This is a genomic window from Peribacillus sp. NPDC097675 (genome assembly GCF_050277655.1).
Lineage (GTDB): Bacteria > Bacillota > Bacilli > Bacillales > DSM-1321 > Peribacillus.
Genome location: NZ_JBNNSK010000005.1, coordinates 36333 through 52784, shown reverse-complemented (window position 1 = coordinate 52784; position 16452 = coordinate 36333). Strand labels below are relative to the sequence as shown.

11 protein-coding genes are annotated in these 16452 nt (G+C 38.7%); 6 read left to right on the top strand and 5 right to left on the bottom strand.

The features are described from left to right. Window positions 1-134 precede the first annotated feature (134 nt). The 3 genes from ACQKL5_RS09120 to ACQKL5_RS09110 all read right to left on the bottom strand — a co-directional run bounded on the left by ACQKL5_RS09120 (window position 135) and on the right by ACQKL5_RS09110 (window position 4082). Window positions 135-1367 (bottom strand): L-lactate MFS transporter, encoded by a 1233-nt coding sequence (locus ACQKL5_RS09120; RefSeq protein ID WP_427608148.1) that lies wholly within the window; start codon window positions 1365-1367, stop codon window positions 135-137. 292 nt (window positions 1368-1659) lie between these two features. Further along, window positions 1660-2424, bottom strand: a complete 765-nt coding sequence (locus ACQKL5_RS09115) for a LytR/AlgR family response regulator transcription factor (protein ID WP_427608146.1) — start codon at window positions 2422-2424, stop codon at window positions 1660-1662. Further along, a complete protein-coding gene (locus tag ACQKL5_RS09110) occupies window positions 2424-4082 on the bottom strand; it encodes a LytS/YhcK type 5TM receptor domain-containing protein (RefSeq protein ID WP_427608145.1) in 1659 nt (552 codons plus the stop codon). Before ACQKL5_RS09110 ends, ACQKL5_RS09115 begins: the two co-directional genes overlap by 1 nt. A 423-nt stretch (window positions 4083-4505) precedes the next feature. Here ACQKL5_RS09110 and ACQKL5_RS09105 point away from each other — a divergent pair, with 423 nt between their 5' ends. Further along, on the top strand, window positions 4506-5471 hold the full coding sequence (locus ACQKL5_RS09105; RefSeq protein WP_427608143.1) for a quinone oxidoreductase family protein: 966 nt from the start codon (window positions 4506-4508) through the stop codon (window positions 5469-5471). Between the two features lie 430 nt (window positions 5472-5901). Further along, window positions 5902-8514 carry an Ig-like domain-containing protein gene (locus tag ACQKL5_RS09100; RefSeq protein WP_427608141.1) on the top strand — a complete coding sequence of 871 codons (2613 nt, stop codon included), beginning with the start codon at window positions 5902-5904 and terminating at the stop codon, window positions 8512-8514. On the opposite strand, the gene ACQKL5_RS09095 is transcribed toward ACQKL5_RS09100, so the two are convergent. Further along, entirely contained in the window at window positions 8501-8689 is a 189-nt protein-coding gene (locus ACQKL5_RS09095) for a hypothetical protein (protein ID WP_427608140.1), read from the bottom strand. The genes ACQKL5_RS09100 and ACQKL5_RS09095 overlap by 14 nt on opposite strands. A 231-nt stretch (window positions 8690-8920) precedes the next feature. On the opposite strand from ACQKL5_RS09095, the gene ACQKL5_RS09090 reads away from it, so the two are divergent. Then, window positions 8921-9862 carry an LCP family protein gene (locus ACQKL5_RS09090; protein ID WP_427608138.1) on the top strand — a complete coding sequence of 314 codons (942 nt, stop codon included), beginning with the start codon at window positions 8921-8923 and terminating at the stop codon, window positions 9860-9862. Window positions 9863-10049: 187 nt separating this feature from the next. Here ACQKL5_RS09090 and ACQKL5_RS09085 read toward each other — a convergent pair whose 3' ends face one another. Beyond that, a complete protein-coding gene (locus ACQKL5_RS09085) occupies window positions 10050-11408 on the bottom strand; it encodes an IS1182 family transposase (RefSeq protein WP_427608137.1) in 1359 nt (452 codons plus the stop codon). Between the two features lie 444 nt (window positions 11409-11852). Here ACQKL5_RS09085 and ACQKL5_RS09080 point away from each other — a divergent pair, with 444 nt between their 5' ends. Genes ACQKL5_RS09080 through ACQKL5_RS09070 form a run of 3 tightly spaced genes read left to right on the top strand, consistent with a single transcriptional unit; the run spans window position 11853 to window position 15728 of the window. After that, window positions 11853-12752, top strand: coding sequence for a PEP/pyruvate-binding domain-containing protein (locus tag ACQKL5_RS09080; RefSeq protein ID WP_427608136.1), 900 nt, complete (start codon window positions 11853-11855; stop codon window positions 12750-12752). Between the two features lie 23 nt (window positions 12753-12775). Then, window positions 12776-14410 (top strand): PEP-utilizing enzyme, encoded by a 1635-nt coding sequence (locus ACQKL5_RS09075; protein ID WP_427608135.1) that lies wholly within the window; start codon window positions 12776-12778, stop codon window positions 14408-14410. Then, window positions 14394-15728 carry an MFS transporter gene (locus ACQKL5_RS09070; protein WP_427608134.1) on the top strand — a complete coding sequence of 445 codons (1335 nt, stop codon included), beginning with the start codon at window positions 14394-14396 and terminating at the stop codon, window positions 15726-15728. Before ACQKL5_RS09075 ends, ACQKL5_RS09070 begins: the two co-directional genes overlap by 17 nt. Window positions 15729-16452: the final 724 nt, after the last annotated feature.

Below are 16452 nucleotides of genomic sequence, written 5' to 3'. Positions count from 1 at the left end.
TTATATCTCAGCTTCTCTTGGTGTTAGGTATAATATTGTGAATATGTTTGTTTCACTCCTTTAAGATGTGCTTCTATAAAAAGTTGCTCTGCATTGAGTAATCTTTTATATGGCTCCAGTCTTTTGAAAAAACATTAGTTTGCATGCTTTTCTTGATAGGATTCCATTGTCCAATTTTTTTTGTTTTTTGTTTTTAAACCTGGAGCTTTTAGTGTCATGGAAATGATGAAAGAGATAAAACACAAGACCGCTATAAATTTAAAAGTTGGTTGAAAGCCTCCCAGGATAACCGAGATAAAGGATGCTGATAGTGCCCCTAATCCGAAGCCCTGATAGACAATTCCATAGTTTTGATTTTGATTTTTTAAACCAAAGAATTCTGCAACAATTGTTGGAAATACTGTGATATTACCGCCAAAGCAGAAGGCAATTCCAGCTACACAAACAAAGAATATGCCATAGTTTAATTCAACTGTGCTAAGCACTATGACCGCAATAGCTGTCACCAGGAGGGCTCCAGCTACCACATTTAATCGACCGACTTTATCAGATAGGGCACCAAGAATAATTCGGCCGAGTGTATTGAAGATTGCAACTAAGGCAACTGCGTTCGCTGCAGATGTAATATCCAATCCAGCCATACTAACACCAATATCTTTGACGCTTCCGATGAGATATAATCCACTCATACAAGCTGTAAATAAAATCACAAATAATAGGTAAGCTTCTTTTGTTTTCAGCATTTCTTTTAATGAGTAATCCCTTTGCAAGGCTGCAGTAGCTGTTTTAGTGTTACCACTAACTTTTGCTTCCTTCACTAATAAGGATCCAGCGACAATCATGATTAGAGCAATCAAACCCCAATAGAAAAATCCCGCTTTAACACCTGCTGATTCAATTATGAAACTATTAATATATTTAAATACTAAACTCCCACTACCGTATGCACCAACCGCAATACCTGATATGAGTCCTTTCTTTTCGGGGAACCATTTGATGATATTGGACAGGGTTGTCATATAGGCAACGCCATTTGCGGCTCCTACCACAACACCAGCGAATATATACAGTAATGCGATCGATGTAGCTTGGGAGCTAATCATCAATCCGGCCCCTAGCGTAATCCCTGAAGTAGCGATTAAACGACGTAATCCTATTTTTTCTTGAATCTTACCGGAAAATAATGTTGAGAACGCAAGCGCAAAACTCATGATAGAGAAGGTTGTGGATACAGCGCTTACATCCCACCCGTAAAGATCTGCTAAAGGCTGATTATATAAACTCCAAGTATAGATAGTTCCTAGTCCGAGCATGACGAGGATGGTTCCCACTATTATAGAAATTCGGTTATTTTTATTTTCTTTCATAATGTTCTCCTCTTTTCTCTCGATGGTTAAACGATGTTAGCTATCTGTTCTGATGCTGTCTTTAAAAGAATAATACCACCAGAAAAAGAGAATAGATCATTTTTGGAATGAAATGACGTGAATAGGGAATGAACGGTTGCGGTAGATACATGATCTGTTGCAAGCGTTTTCAGCATAGGGTATTGAAGGGGGATTCACATCATGGAATATAGAGAGAAACTCTGACTTTTTCAATAAAAAAATCAGAGTTAAATATAGCTATTTACTATTAAGGACGTGGATAAAAGTGCTATTATAGATCCATTATTTTTCGGAATGCCTTTACTTTACTTCGACTAACTGGAATCTCCGTTTTAAGATTCTTTAAGCGCAGGATATAGGTCTGGTTAAACCAGGGAACGATTTCAGAGATTTTGGATAAGTTAACTGTATATGACCGGTGACAATGGAAAAATAAGTTTTGAGGAAGACGCGAATAGAATTCGGATATACTCATTGGCATTGTATATTCTTCATCGAGTGTATACACTAACGTAACCTTTTCATTTGCTACAGCATAAAAAATATCATTCACATCAGTTACGATAATAGAATTATTCTTACGTAGATTGATGCGGTTGTTCGTTCCTATTGATCCTTCTCCTTGATTCATTGATATGGGAGGGTTAACGGTTTTATCCTTGTTTGATTGCTCGCGTATAATTGAATTTTCGAGCTTATTTAACATCGCTGCAATCCGTTTTTCATCATATGGTTTTAGGATATAATCAAATGCTTCTAATTCAAAGGCATGCGCAGCATGTTCTTTATAAGCTGTCGTAAAAATGATATAAGGTTTTTTCTTAAATTTATTGATGTTACCTGCTAATAACATTCCATCTAATGAAGGGATATTAATATCCAGAAAAATCGCATCTGTTTCATGTTCCTGCAGAAACTTCAATACATCTAAACCGTCTTCAAAGCATTCGGTAACTTCGATTTCACTGTAGGTTTCAATTAAATATTCTAGTTCTTCACGTGCAGGTATTTCATCTTCGACAATGATAGCCTTCATTAGGTCACCTTCTCTATATCAAAGTAAATTTCTGTTCCAGGAGATAGATGTTGAATAACAAGTCCCTTGCCATAAATGAGTTTAACCCTCTGATGTACGTTATATAAACCAATTTTTTTGGCTGAAACATTATCACTTGAGAGGTTTCGAATGACCTCTTCCTCAATCCCTGGACCAGTATCTTTCACGCTGATTCTTACTTTTTCATCGAAATCCTTCACTGAGATGGTAACGACTCCGGGGCCCTTTGTTTTTAATATCCCATGGTTTATGGCATTCTCTACAAGCGGCTGAATGAGTAGACTGGGTATCATTAAGGAAACATCATCAATAATATACTCTATTTGGAGACGAGAGCCAAAACGAGCCTTTTCAATTTCAACATAATCTTTCACTTGTTGAAGTTCCTTTTGAATATCTATCAATTCGCCACTTAATTCTAAATTGAAGCGCATATAGCTGGCTAGATTAATAATCAATTCACGAGACTTCTCGGGGTTTTTCCGAGAGGTAGAAGCGATGGCATTTAAGGCATTAAATAGAAAGTGGGGATTGATTTTCGTTTGCAATGCCTTTAATTCTGCTTTATTTGCAGCTTCTCTAATTTGTTCAACCCTTGAAACTTCCATTAAAGTGGAAATAATTTGAGACAAACCAATTGCCATTGTCTGAATAGGGTAAGTTATCTTATATGATTTCAAAAAGTACACTTTGAGGGTCCCCGTAACAATACCACCCTCTTTTAGCGGCATAATAAGGTAGTACTGAAATTGAGGGATATTATGCTCAGCCACATGATCAGAGATGATAATTTCCCCACTCTCAATTGCTGATTTTGTTAAGTTATTCATAATCCCCTCGCCAATTATATATTGTTCTTCCCCAAACCCTACATAGGCGAGTACATTTTCGGTGTCCGTTATGGCAACAGCATCTGCTTTAATTTCATCTTTAATGATGGTACAGATGATTTTTAACGATTCATTATTAATAGAACGAAAATAAGGTAAGGTTTTATTAGCAATTTCCAGTGCCATTTGCGCTTGTTGCGCAGCAATCTTTTCTTTTTCGCTCTCCACACTCATAACAAGTAATACGATGAAGCCAATACTGATTTCCCCTGCAATCATAGGAAAGGCAATTTTCGAAACGATGTTTAATCCAAGCTCCAAAGGTTCAGCCATTACAAGAATTAATAACATCGTTAACACCTCACATAGCATTCCAGCAATGATGCCATAAATCCAATGCAATGACTTTTTAACCTTTCTATTAATATATCCTGAAATAATACCCGCTATGATACTTGTAATGAGACAGGGGATAGCGGTGATTCCATCCATATCAATTAGATATCTATGTAAACCTGAGATAATCCCAGTAATTATACCTACCCAAGGACCAAACAATATCCCTCCAGAAGCGACGGCAATAATTCGAATATTTACGAGAGAGCCATTTACTTCAATCCCAGAGTATGTTCCAAAAATAGCGAACAGGCTAAAAATAATTGTAAGAAGTGTAAGCTCCGATGGGGAATGTTTGTCACTTTGAAGTGTTTCCTTAAATCGAGGTATTCTAATAATAAAAAACAAACAAATTAAAAGTAAGGCCGCACGTTCATACAGTTGCAATAACATATCTAAAGAAGTTTCCATCAAGAGGTTCCTTTCTCATCGTAAGCTGAAACAGGTTTTTTCTATTATTTTAGCATATTCGATAAATTGGATGTTTTCTGAGATATACGAGGGACTAACTGGGGAACAAAGAGAGCCAATTCGATATTATGCATAACTTTTAGTAAAATCTTATCCTTTCCAAAAGCTGAGGGTACGTTACTAGTATCCGATGGTAAACGAGAGCTTGTGAATGCATGGGAAAAAGCAAGAAAATAGCTAGTGCGTATACCTTGAGAATGCTATGAAACCTCATTTACAAATCACGGTGAACCTTATCACAAGTAAGTGCGGTTTATATTAATCACCCTATCATTCAAAAAGAAGAAAAACTGATTTGCATTTCCAATCATAATTTAATTTAATTTAATTGTATCGAAAAATATATAAGAGGGAGTCGTTCATTTGAAAGCACTTGTATTTAATGAATTCGGAGGACCGGAAGTACTAGAATATCTTGAAATTGCAGAACCGGTTATGGGGCCTGATGAAATATTAGTAAGGATGAAAGCAATTGGATTGAATTTTGCAGATATTTATAGAAGAAAAGGGAATTATCATCTTACTGGAAATTCCCCGTTTATTTTAGGTTATGAAGGGGCGGGAGTCGTTGAAAAGACGGGAGCTAATGTCCAAGGAATAAGTGTCGGCGACCATGTTGCATTTGCTGATGTCCCACATTCTAACGCGGAACAAGTGGCCGTTCCGATGGACAAGGCAATTCCACTTCCAGAGACCATTTCCTTTGAAGATGCGGCTTCCGTTTTGCTACAAGGTTTGACTGCTCACTATTTAACAAAAGATAGTTATGCGGTTAAGGAAAATGATGTAATTCTAGTTCATGCAGCGGCAGGGGGCGTTGGACAGATGCTCGTCCAAATTGCAAAACTACTTGGTGCAAGGGTTATTGGTTTAACTTCCTCTGTGGAGAAGGCTTCCGCAGCTAAGAAAGCTGGGGCAGATCAGGTTTTCTTATACTCAGATGGTTGGATAGAAAAAGTCTTAGAGGCAACGAATGCAAAAGGCGTGGATGTAGTCTATGATTCAGTAGGCTCCACGCTCGAAGATAGTTTTGCGTCAACTCGTATTGGGGGAACGGTCGTATTTTATGGGATGGCAGGTGGAGACCCTACTCCGGTTGACCCAAGAATGTTGATGGATACGTCAAAGACTTTGACTGGTGGGGATCTTTGGAATGTTCTTACTTCCCCAGAAGAACGCGTAGCCCGTTCATCCGAGTTATTCCAATGGATAGAAGAGGGAAAAGTAACGGTATCTGAGCCTACGGTATTTGCACTGCGAGATGGCAGCAAAGCGCATGTTTTTTTGGAAAGCCGCAAAAGCATGGGGAAAATTTTATTAAGACCATAAAATGATAAGCTATGTTGGCAAACAGGGAGACGTTCTCATTTCTTGAATCGAGAACTGTCCTTTTGTTTTACTTTCGTTAGTTATATATAGGGAAAGAAACAGGTTGCCCACTTACAAGCCTTTTGCACTTATTCACCCGCAGATAACTCAGGAATGGCTCTGTTGCATTGAGATGACAGCAGATCAGGACTATCGAGAGCAAAGGTTGGGGCAAGCGAAACAAAAACAGGTCCAGCAAGAATGTAAACACTTGAGGGGAATGGCTAATTGTTCATATAGGAAACCTCATTTAGATGCTCTAGGGAGAACTGTACCATAAATAGGTGCAGTTTTTTTCTTTTGCATAAAATGAACGCAAAATTTTTTTGAGAATGATTATTAAATTTGGTAGATGTTATAATATTCGAGGTACAACATGAGGAGGGTTTTTTTGAAGAATAGCAGACGTATAATAGTATTCTCGTTTTTAGTTTTTTGCTTTTTAATTACTGGGGATTTTAGTGACCGTGCAAACGCAGCCAGTAAATCTATTAATCTTGGCTTTGAGCCATTTGATACAGTATTAGATCCGCATGAGCCTGTTGTGTACATGACTCAAAGTGGTAGTAGGGTGATCTATGGTGTCAATTATGAAACGGGTGTCATCAAGACATTGGAATTGCCTTATATTGCGGAAAGGTTAGCGATATATGATGGCACGCTTTATGTGACACAGCTTAAGTTTAAGCATAGTATGACAAAATTCGGTCCGTATAATGGCAGTGTGGCCATGGTTTCGACGCGTGACTTCTCGTTTCAAGAGATGTTGCCGGTGTCGATTGACCCGTATGACCTGATTGTGGATAAGGACGGTTATTTATATATTACACCGGGATCGGGCCAGCATTCGGATATAAGGGTCTACTCACTAGCGGATAAAACAGAGGTGAAAAATAGTTCTCTTGCGCGCATCTATGATAGTTCAACCATTACGTATAATCAGACTCTTTCTAGACTCTATACGACGGATACGACCATATCGCCAAGAGACATTGACGCTTACGATGTCAATCAAGGGGTGATATCGAGTGTTCACGACTCGCCTTATCATGGAGATTTCCAAATGAGTAAGGTGGCGAAGATCTCTCCGGATGATAAGCGAATATATAGTGCTTCGTCGGTGTTCAGTTTGGCGAAAGAGGAAGAACAGGACTTAATCATTCAATATACATTTGATGAAGTATATAAAGATTTTGAGTTTAGCTTGAAAGATAATCTCACATTTGCCGCAAGTCGGGATGGCGGGATTCATGTGTATACATATGATACGAATGAATATGTATATACGCTAAAGCGTAACGTCACGGTAGATAAATTATTGTTTAAAAATGGTTTATTAGCTTTTTATTCAGATGGTAAGGGGAACCATTTCCTAGAGTATATGAAAGACTATAGTGCCGGTCAGTTTTCTGTGGATGAGCAATCTTTTACGGCCTATGATAAAAGCGATACATTACGAGGGAAAGACTTAGTCAATCAAACAAAAAATATCCCGACATCGAGCGAATTCAAGCTGTTGTTTAACCATAAAATGACCCTACAAGATAAAGGGAAAATAACGCTTAAAAGCCCTACTGGGAATATGAATGTGATGGTTGCGGTAAATAAGAATCAATTGACGATTACCCCAGAATATTTAGTCGATTATACAACCTATACGTTGACGATTGGGAAAGGGGCTTTGGCTGATTATGCAGGAAAGTCACTGCCGAAAGACCATACGATTCAATTTACCACAGCCGTCGCCCCAGTAGCAGAGCTAACAATGGCCATGAATAGCAATAAAGCGCCATTAGCCTATACGTTCACAGCGAATGCCTCGGGTGGCCGTGATCCACTGTATCAATTCGAAGTGTTTGAAGGATACTCCAGTCAAGGTCGAGTCCTACAGACCTACAGTCCGTCGCCAGATTTTTTGTGGCGTCCAAGCCATCAAGGAACGTATACGGTGAAGGTATCGGCGAAGAGCAAAGAATCCGCAACGGTATTAGATAAAGTATATAGGATGGAGGTGGCGGTGGTAGATGAAGAGTTGCCAACTATGACATTCATGCCAAGTACCACCTCACCAACGAGTAAACCTGTCGATATTTCCATCCACGGGCACGATAATTTGGGAATTCGCTCCATTACACTGCCGAATAACGATATTGTTTATAACGACAAAGCGCTGTATACAGTCGGTCGAAACGGAACGTATACATTTGAGATTGAAGATTTAATGGGGAATACTAGTAAAAAATCAATCCAAATCAGCAATATTGATCAAGTAAAACCAACCATCGTATTATCTACGAGTACAACGGAACCTACGAAGAAAGATGTCACGATCGTAGCGAATACAGCCGATAACATGCACGTGAAAAGCATCCAATTACCTGATGGCAAGCGTATAAATGGCTCAAGTGCAATCTATGTCGTGAGTAAATCAGGTGAATACAAATTCACAGTAGAAGATACTGCTGGTAATTTGACGACAAAATCTATTACTATCAATAATATATTTAAAGGCAATCCAGAGATATCAACAGTTAATATTGTCTCGGATTCGCATGAAGTAGTGAAGGGAAAAGCGACACCGAATACGACAGTTTATGTCAAAAAGGGCCAAACGATCATTAACTCGGCGAAGGATTCCAGTAAAGGGAACTATAGTATTAAAATTCCAAAACAAAAAGCGGGTACAAAAATTACGGTATACGCAAAAGATCCCTTAAACAATATAAGTAAAACAAAGACGGTTACAGTCATTGATAAAACGGCACCAACGACACCAAAGATCAATAAAGTTACAGCGAATACAAAAGTCCTGACAGGGAAAGCCGAAAAAGGAGCAACTGTCTATATTTACAATGGCGACAAGTATGTAAAAAAAGGTATTGTTGATACAAAGGGCAATATTAATATCACAATTGCGAAGCAAAAGAAAGGCGTTACCTTAACAGTATTCGCTAAGGATAAGTCTGGAAACAAGAGTAAAGTAAGTTTAGTTAAAGTAGTTTGATTACGAGTGCTTCCATAACATTATTTAGACAAATACGGAGAAGTATTCCGTAATAATCATAAGTTCCACTACCGGCAAAGTCGTATCTAAATGTAGTGTTTGAGGTGTTAGCTGCAGAGGACTCTGTTGCAAATGCTCCTGCAGCTATTCCACCAGTTACAAGTGCGCTTAACACAATTTTTTTAAAATTTTTTTCATTTTATTTCCTCCTTTTATTTACTTAAAAATCATAAATCCTAATATTAAAAAATATATGTATTAATTTGGAATAAGAGTTTATAAAAGGGTTTAAATGCTTGGTGATAAATAGCAAATATTAGCGAAAATTTTAATGACAAATATAGATTTAAAGTAAATAATAGATAAAATGGAGTTATTGGGAAATTATGAGAAAATGAGGGATTTTATGGCGGGCAGATTAAAGAAAACAAAAAAATTAAAATTGAGAAGAAGGCTCCTCTCACTTTGTTTTACCCTGTTAATTATGTTAATGATTGTAATTGGTATTGAGACGTATAGTTATCAAAAAGCAAAGCAAACAGCTGCGAAGGATAATCATATTAAGCAGGAAGAAATCGATTTTAATGGGCATGAATCAAAAACCGGTAAAACAAATGTACTTCTGCTGGGTGTTGACGCACGTGGTAATATAAAGGATTCTAATTCTGATACTATGATAGTTGCGCAATATGATTCTAGTAATAATAACATTAAAATAGTTTCATTCATGAGGGATATGTATGTCAACATACCTGGTTATAGTGGGAAGAAAAAAATGAATTCTTCTTTTTTACTTGGCGGGCCAGAATTAGTTAGACAAACAATTAAACAAGATTTTGGTATTGATGTTGAATATTATGTCATGATTGACTTTAAGGGATTTGAAAAAGTAATAGATGCCTTAGCGCCTAAAGGGATCGAGGTAAATGTGGAAAAATCAATGAGTCAAAATATTGGTGTTTCACTGCAACCTGGTGTGCAAAAACTTAATGGTAAAGAGTTATTAGGATATTCACGCTTTAGGCATGATAGTGAATCAGATTTTGGTCGTGTTAAACGGCAACAAAAGGTAATAGAAATTGTAGCGGATGAGGTACTGAGTGCTAACGGTATATTAAAGGCTCCTAAACTTTTAGGAACTATACAACCTTATGTAACGACGAATTTGAGTGAAACAGATGCTCTTGGTTATATTAAAGATATCATTTTAAACCGACCAAAAATTAATCAAACATTATCCCTTCCAATTAAAGGATCCTATACAAATGCAAGGGTACCAGTCTTTAAAGATGTTCTAGAAATTGATGAAGAGGCAAACCGAAAAGCATTGAATGAGTTTTTTAAATAAGTTACTAAATTGGTGATGAGAATTTAGTTAATTTTTAAAGTAGTTAAAGAAACAGAGAGCAGAATTATTGCTCTCTGTCAGTTTGTCGACAAAAGGGGTCCGGAATGGTTTCATTCCGGGCCCCTTTTGATATTTTCTTGAAATTTTGCTCGAGATTTAAGTATAGGGTCTCTACGAGCCCACTTTGTTAGGCCATTTTTGGACCTTGCCATGTCCAATTGGCCATCTTCTTTAAATTCATGGCAGCGAAAGTAAGCATCTCCTGCATGGACAATTTTTTAAGTCCCCTTAAAGTAGTCCAACGCATACCATGCTTTTCTTTTGCATATGCGAATACACGCTCAATCGTTTCCTTGCGTTTCGTATAGATAGGTTTTACATCTTGATGATGACGCAGGTGATCTGCTTCTTCCATATTTTCTTGCCAGATATGTCGCGTCAAAACTTTTTGATGGTCTTTGCTTTCTGTACACTGTGATAAAAATGAGCATGTCTTATACTTGTGTTTAGGCGATTTATACTCGCGATATCCCTCTTTATTTGTTGTTGAGTACTTTAAAACCTCGCCCGATGGGCAAAGGTACCAGTCAAAATGTTCATCGTAAACATACTCATGTTTGCGGAAGAATTCTTCTTTTGTCCGTGGTCGTGTATAGGGTAAAGCTGGCGTGATTTCTTTGCCAAAAAGATAGCTTGTAATGGCTGGGGTTTTGTAAGCTGCATCTGCAGCAACGGCTTCAGGTTTTCCAACTTTCTCAATCACTTGTTCAACTAGTGGCTCTAACATATGGCTATCATGTGTATTTCCAGGTGTTACAATTGTCCCTAATACAAAACCATTACGGTCTGCAGCCGTGTGAAATGAATAGGCAAACTGTTTTGTCCGTTCATCTTTCACGTAGTAACCACTTTCAGGATCTGTTGTACTTTCTTTAATCTCTTTAGTTTCTTCCTTATCAAACTTATCTGGCGGAAAAGGTTTCTTTCCGTGATCTTCACGATCCTGATTTATTTCTTCTTGGAGGCGTTCTTGATATGCTCGTGTTTCCTTGCGAACGACTTTCTTTGCAAACTTTCGTTTATTTGCACTGGCTTTCACATGAGTGGAATCAACGAATACATGCTCTGCACTTATTAACTTTCTTTGGGCAGCTGTCATTAAAATGCGATAGAAAATCTGTTCAAACAGGTCACTATCTTTAAAGCGTCGCTCATAATTTTTTCCGAAGGTAGAGAAGTGAGGTACTTTATCGTGGAAACCGTACCCTAAGAACCAACGGTAAGCCATATTTGTTTCAACTTCCTCAATTGTTTTACGCATGGAACGAATACCGAAGGTATATTGAATGAATGCAAGTTTAACCAAAATAACTGGATCGATACTTGGGCGACCTACCTCAGAATACATATCTTTCACCAAATCATAAATGAAGGAGAAATCAATGGCGGACTCAATTTTACGAACCAAATGGTTCGCTGGCACCAATTGATCCAAAGTAATCATTTCAAGTTGATCTCGCTGAATAGAATTATGTTTCGTAAGCATTGTCATCACCTCAAGTTTTAATACTTCTATTTTAAAACAAAAAAACTGTAGGCAAAGTCGATTTTCATCGAATTTGTCTACAGTCTGAACCACATTAGGTTGGCTTTTTCGTGCTTTAGTTGTTTTGTTCACGCACTGGTTGGAAAATGGACAGCAGGTAAATGACTAGATCCCTATAATACCGATTCCTGCGGTTGTGATGAAAAAAGAAAGCGGATATTGAAAAACGATGTGTCTAGATATATCACTATTAGAAAATAAAGTATTTGTAGCGATTTTTTTAATTAAATGGTTATATTGGTAAAGATAGTATTTTATGAGCATTTATTCTTTTGCGGATTGCAAAGTATACTATATTAGAGTTTAATAGAAAAGTGGTTATATATTACTGTGTATTTTGAACTATCATTACAGTGTTAATAAAGAAAAGGGGTTTGTTTTTCAGTGTTTACAGTGTTCCTAAAAGATGCTAACCAAGAATCACTACTAGAAGTTGGGTCTAAAGCATTACACTTGGCAAATGTAATAAACGAGGGAGTTAATATCCCCAATGGATTTGTTCTTAAAGCAAATGCTTTGAAGACTTTCATGAACGAGCATTCTTTACATGCCCAAGTACATAAAGAGGAATTTATTGACGTGTTCATGGAAGCTCCTCTTCCAAAAGATTTAGAAAAGGAAGTTTTAGCATCTTATGAAAAATTGAAGGAACTGACAGGATCCGTTGATTTGTCGGTCGCTGTTAGGTCTTCGTCTTCTGCTGAAGATTTAGAAGATGCTTCCTTCGCCGGTCAATATGAGACAATCTTGAACGTTTGTGATGAAGAACAATTGCTTTATGCAGTCAAACAATGCTGGGCATCCCTGTTCTCTGATCGTGTTCGTGAATATGCAGCACAAAAGGATATTTCTTTAGATGCATTTCCCATGGGGATTTTAATTCAGCAGATGGTGTTCCCGGATGTGTCCGGAGTGATCTTTAGTTTGAATCCGATTACTCAAGATCCGAATGAAATCATCATTAACGCAAGTTACGGCTTGGGTGAATCGATCGTTTCAGGGATTGTGACCCCCGATACTTTCATTGTGAATAAAGAAACAAAGTCCATTATGAAAGACTTAGGTTTAAAAGAGGTGAAGATATTGCCTCTTAATAATCAAATCATTGAAGTGGAAACGACACCAGAAGAAAGTGACTCCTTCTGTCTTAATGAAGACGGCATTTTAGCTTTGGAGTCTGTAACAAGTAATTTAGAGGAATTTTACGAATTTCCCGTTGATATAGAATTTGCCATTAAAGATGACACAATTTTTGTTCTTCAATCCAGACCCATTACATCTTAGAAACAAGGAAGAGGTACAGCTATATGTTGAATGTTGAAAAATTTCAAAATGAATTATTGCTAAACGAAGAAGATAAACAAAATGGATTTTGGTTTCTAGATGAATTGCATCTACCCGGTGCTTTAACCCCCCTGTTTGCGTCTTATATGGCACCCGCTGTAACAGAAGGGTCAAAAAAGGCTTATGAAACGTTAAAACTCCCTATCCATCAATTCCATATTAAAATTTCTGAGTCTCACTATTATCAGAATAACGTTTCATATAAAGGGGATATCGCGAAACGGTTGGAAGAAAACGCCGAAAAGATAGAAGCGTTGTTGCCGAACTTAAGTGATATATTCTGGAATTATATGAATCAAGAATTAATGCCGTACTTCCATACACTCGATCAATATCGTAAAGATGGCATTGCTTTGACAGAGGCCAAGGGAATTCTTATAGAGCTATTTGAATTTTTCAAACGTGCGTGGGAAATTCATTTCGAAGTCGTGATGCCTAGAGGCTCTGTCGGTTTAGTTTTGGAAGATGCCTATAAGAATTTAACGGGTGATAAGAATACAACCTACGTGTATGATCTCCTTGAAGGAGTGATGAACAAATCATTAGAAACGGATCGAGCTTTATGGATGCTTTCGAAGGTCGCTAATGAATCTACGGTTTTATCGAACTGTTTCGCTTCAGTCCCTAATGAAGGGTTAGTATCAGAGCTTCAATCATCTCCCGATGGTCAATCCTTCCTTTTATTAATACAAGATATTCTAGAAACTTATGGTTGGCGTATCGCAAATTCTCATGAATTTTCTGAAGAAACATGGGTTGAGAATCCTGAATATGCCTTAGCTGTTATTGCGGAATATATTAAGAAAGACTTTAATTTCGACAAAGAATATGCACAGGTTGTAGAGGAACGTGAACATAAGGTAACAGCTCTTTTAGAGAAGTATCCGGAGAGTGATGCAAAAGCAAGATTCAAGCAAATCCACGAATGGGCGTTAGCGTATTGGGGTGTGGATGAAGACCATCATTTCTATATCGATGCCATGCTTCCTGCAAAAGCTCGAATGGTACTACTGGAAATAGGAACACGCTTAGTTGAAGCAAAAGCAATCAAAGAGAATAGTGATATCTTCTTTTTATACCTTGATGAATTAGTCGAATTAGTGAGTAATCCAATAGATATAACCACCAAAATTGTGGAACGTAAGATTGTACATGAGCGAGATTCGAAGAAAAATGTTCCTCAAACATATGGCGTGGCACCACAAGAGGAAACAGCACCTGTTATCGAAAGAATCTTTGGAACAAGAACCGCGGAAGTGGATGAACAAGAACAAAGCTTTAAAGGATATGCAGCCTCAAAAGGAGTACATACTGGTACGGTAAGAATCGTTCGTGATCAGAATGATTTCTCTAAAGTTCAGAAGGGTGACGTACTCGTATGTAAAACAACACTTCCACCATGGACCGTACTATTTTCAATATCGGGAGCTGTGATTACTGACGCAGGAGGAATCCTGTCTCATGCCGGAACCGTTGCACGTGAATACAAACTACCAGCTGTTTTAGGTACAAGAGTGGCAACGCAAATGTTACAAGATGGTGATACGGTACGTGTGGATGGAACAAACGGAGTCGTGTACATTGTTAAAGCAGAATAATACTATTTCTTTGCTGGCGATTTTAACGGGGGCTTTTCTAGTCCCGTTGAATTCAACCATGATTACCATTGGTTTATCTACCATCATGGACTACTTTCAGACGAATGTAGCCAATGTCTCCTGGATTGTGACGGTGTATCTCATTATCATGGTCGTAGCCCAACCAATAGCGGGGAAACTCGGGGATATGTATGGAACACGCAAGTTGTTCTTACTTGGCTTGCTTTTATTTTTAGGAGCTTCTTTAGTATGTGTCTTTGCGCCAAATTTACCTGTATTGATCATTGGTAGAGCCATTCAAGCTTTGGGTGGGGCTTTTATTACCCCTAATGGGACGGCAATTATTCGTTTCATCACACCTAAGTCAAAGTTAACCAAGGCATTCGGTGTGTTTGGTTTTGCGATGTCCATTGGGGCCGCACTCGGACCACTTCTTGGAGCTTTCCTGATTGGTACTTGGGGTTGGCAGTCCACCTTTTGGATAAACATTCCCTTTACGGTTTTGTCCTTCCTTATTGCCTATAAATTCCTGCCGAATATCGAACCGAAAAGCCATACTCGATTAGATATTCAAGGGTCATTTCTTTTAGGTACATTCTTAACGGTTCTTGTCCTGATCGTGACAAATGAATGGTACACGAATGGGTGGCTTTGGTTGGTCTTCCTATTTTCTTTTGTTCTATTCATATATAGAGAGAAGCGATGTGGGCATCCTATCATTGATTTTTCACTCTTTAAAGACGCGAGTTTTACAAGTGCAAATCTATCAATTCTACTGAATAATGCAATCATGTATTGTACCATTTTAATAATGCCGATGATGTTTGAAAGAGACGCCGGGTACTCTATCGGTTCGATTGGACTTCTTTTGTTCATTTTCTCGTTAGCTATTTCGATTGCATCATGGTTAGGTGGATATGTAGAAGGCAAGATGGGAAAAGGTAGGACGGTTAGACTCTCTTTTGGCCTATTAGTTCTGGCATTGGGATTATATGTTATCATTCCAACGATTGATGCACTGGTCTTTGCCGGTTTGATTTTATTTCTAGGTGGGATAGGGTCGGGATTGGGCGTCCCTTCTATGCAAGCGGCATCTCTTGAATCCGTGGCAAAGGAATTAACAGGGGTAGCTTCCGGCATTTATTCCATGTTTCGTTATTTCGGTTCAATAGCCGCATCGGTCATTATCAGCCTACAAATTCATTACTCAGTGACTATGTACATTCTAATTGTATTTTCGGTATTCGGCTTGATTGTATCGAAAGGAATGTTCATCCATTTGAAAAAAGAAGAAAAGAATGCAAACCACATCTCATAGCTTTGGTATGCAGAAAGTAGACAAACTTGAAAATCGGTTTGTCTACTTTTTTTTGGCTTGTGCTATAGGACGGTGATTTCCACTCCAGGCACTCGCTTTCCGCGGGCGGTCCGTGAGCCTCCTCGGCTTCCACCTGCGGGGTCTCGCGTAGACACGCATTTCCCGCAGGAGTCTCGTCCCTTCCGTTTCAATCACCTATGGTTTAACTCCTAGATTGAACCCTTTTCCTAAAATGTTGAGTGTTGAATAGGAGGACGATGATTTCCACTCCGGGCACTCGCTTTCCGCGGGCGGTCCATGAGCCTCCTCGGCTTAGGCCTGTGGGGTCTCACGTAGACACGCATTTCCCGCAGGAGTCTCGTCCCTTCCGTTTCAATCACCTATGGTTTAACTCCCAGATTGAACCCTTTTCCAAAAGTGTTGAGTGTTGAATAGGAGGACGGTGATTTCCACTCCAGGCACTCGCTTTCCGCGGGCGGTCCGTGAGCCTCCTCGGCTTCCGCCAGCGGGGTCTCCCGTAGACACGCATTTCCCGCAGGAGTCTGGTACTTTCCGTTCCAATCAATTATGTGTTAACTCCCAGATTGAACCCTTTTCCTAAAATGTTGAGTGTTGAATAGGAGGACGATGATTTCCACTCCAGGCACTCGCTTTCCGCGGGCGGTCCGTGAGCCTCCTCGGCTTCCGCCAGCGGGGTCTCCCGTAGACACGCATTTCCCGCAGG

Excerpts from the sequence above, each read along its gene's own strand:
- ACQKL5_RS09075 (WP_427608135.1), top strand. The coding sequence starts at position 12,776 with ATGTTGAATGTTGAAAAATTTCAAAATGAATTATTGCTAAACGAAGAA.
- ACQKL5_RS09085 (WP_427608137.1), bottom strand. The coding sequence starts at position 11,408 with ATGCTTACGAAACATAATTCTATTCAGCGAGATCAACTTGAAATGATT.
- ACQKL5_RS09115 (WP_427608146.1), bottom strand. The coding sequence starts at position 2,424 with ATGAAGGCTATCATTGTCGAAGATGAAATACCTGCACGTGAAGAACTA.
- ACQKL5_RS09110 (WP_427608145.1), bottom strand. The coding sequence starts at position 4,082 with ATGGAAACTTCTTTAGATATGTTATTGCAACTGTATGAACGTGCGGCC.
- ACQKL5_RS09090 (WP_427608138.1), top strand. The coding sequence starts at position 8,921 with ATGGCGGGCAGATTAAAGAAAACAAAAAAATTAAAATTGAGAAGAAGG.
- ACQKL5_RS09120 (WP_427608148.1), bottom strand. The coding sequence starts at position 1,367 with ATGAAAGAAAATAAAAATAACCGAATTTCTATAATAGTGGGAACCATC.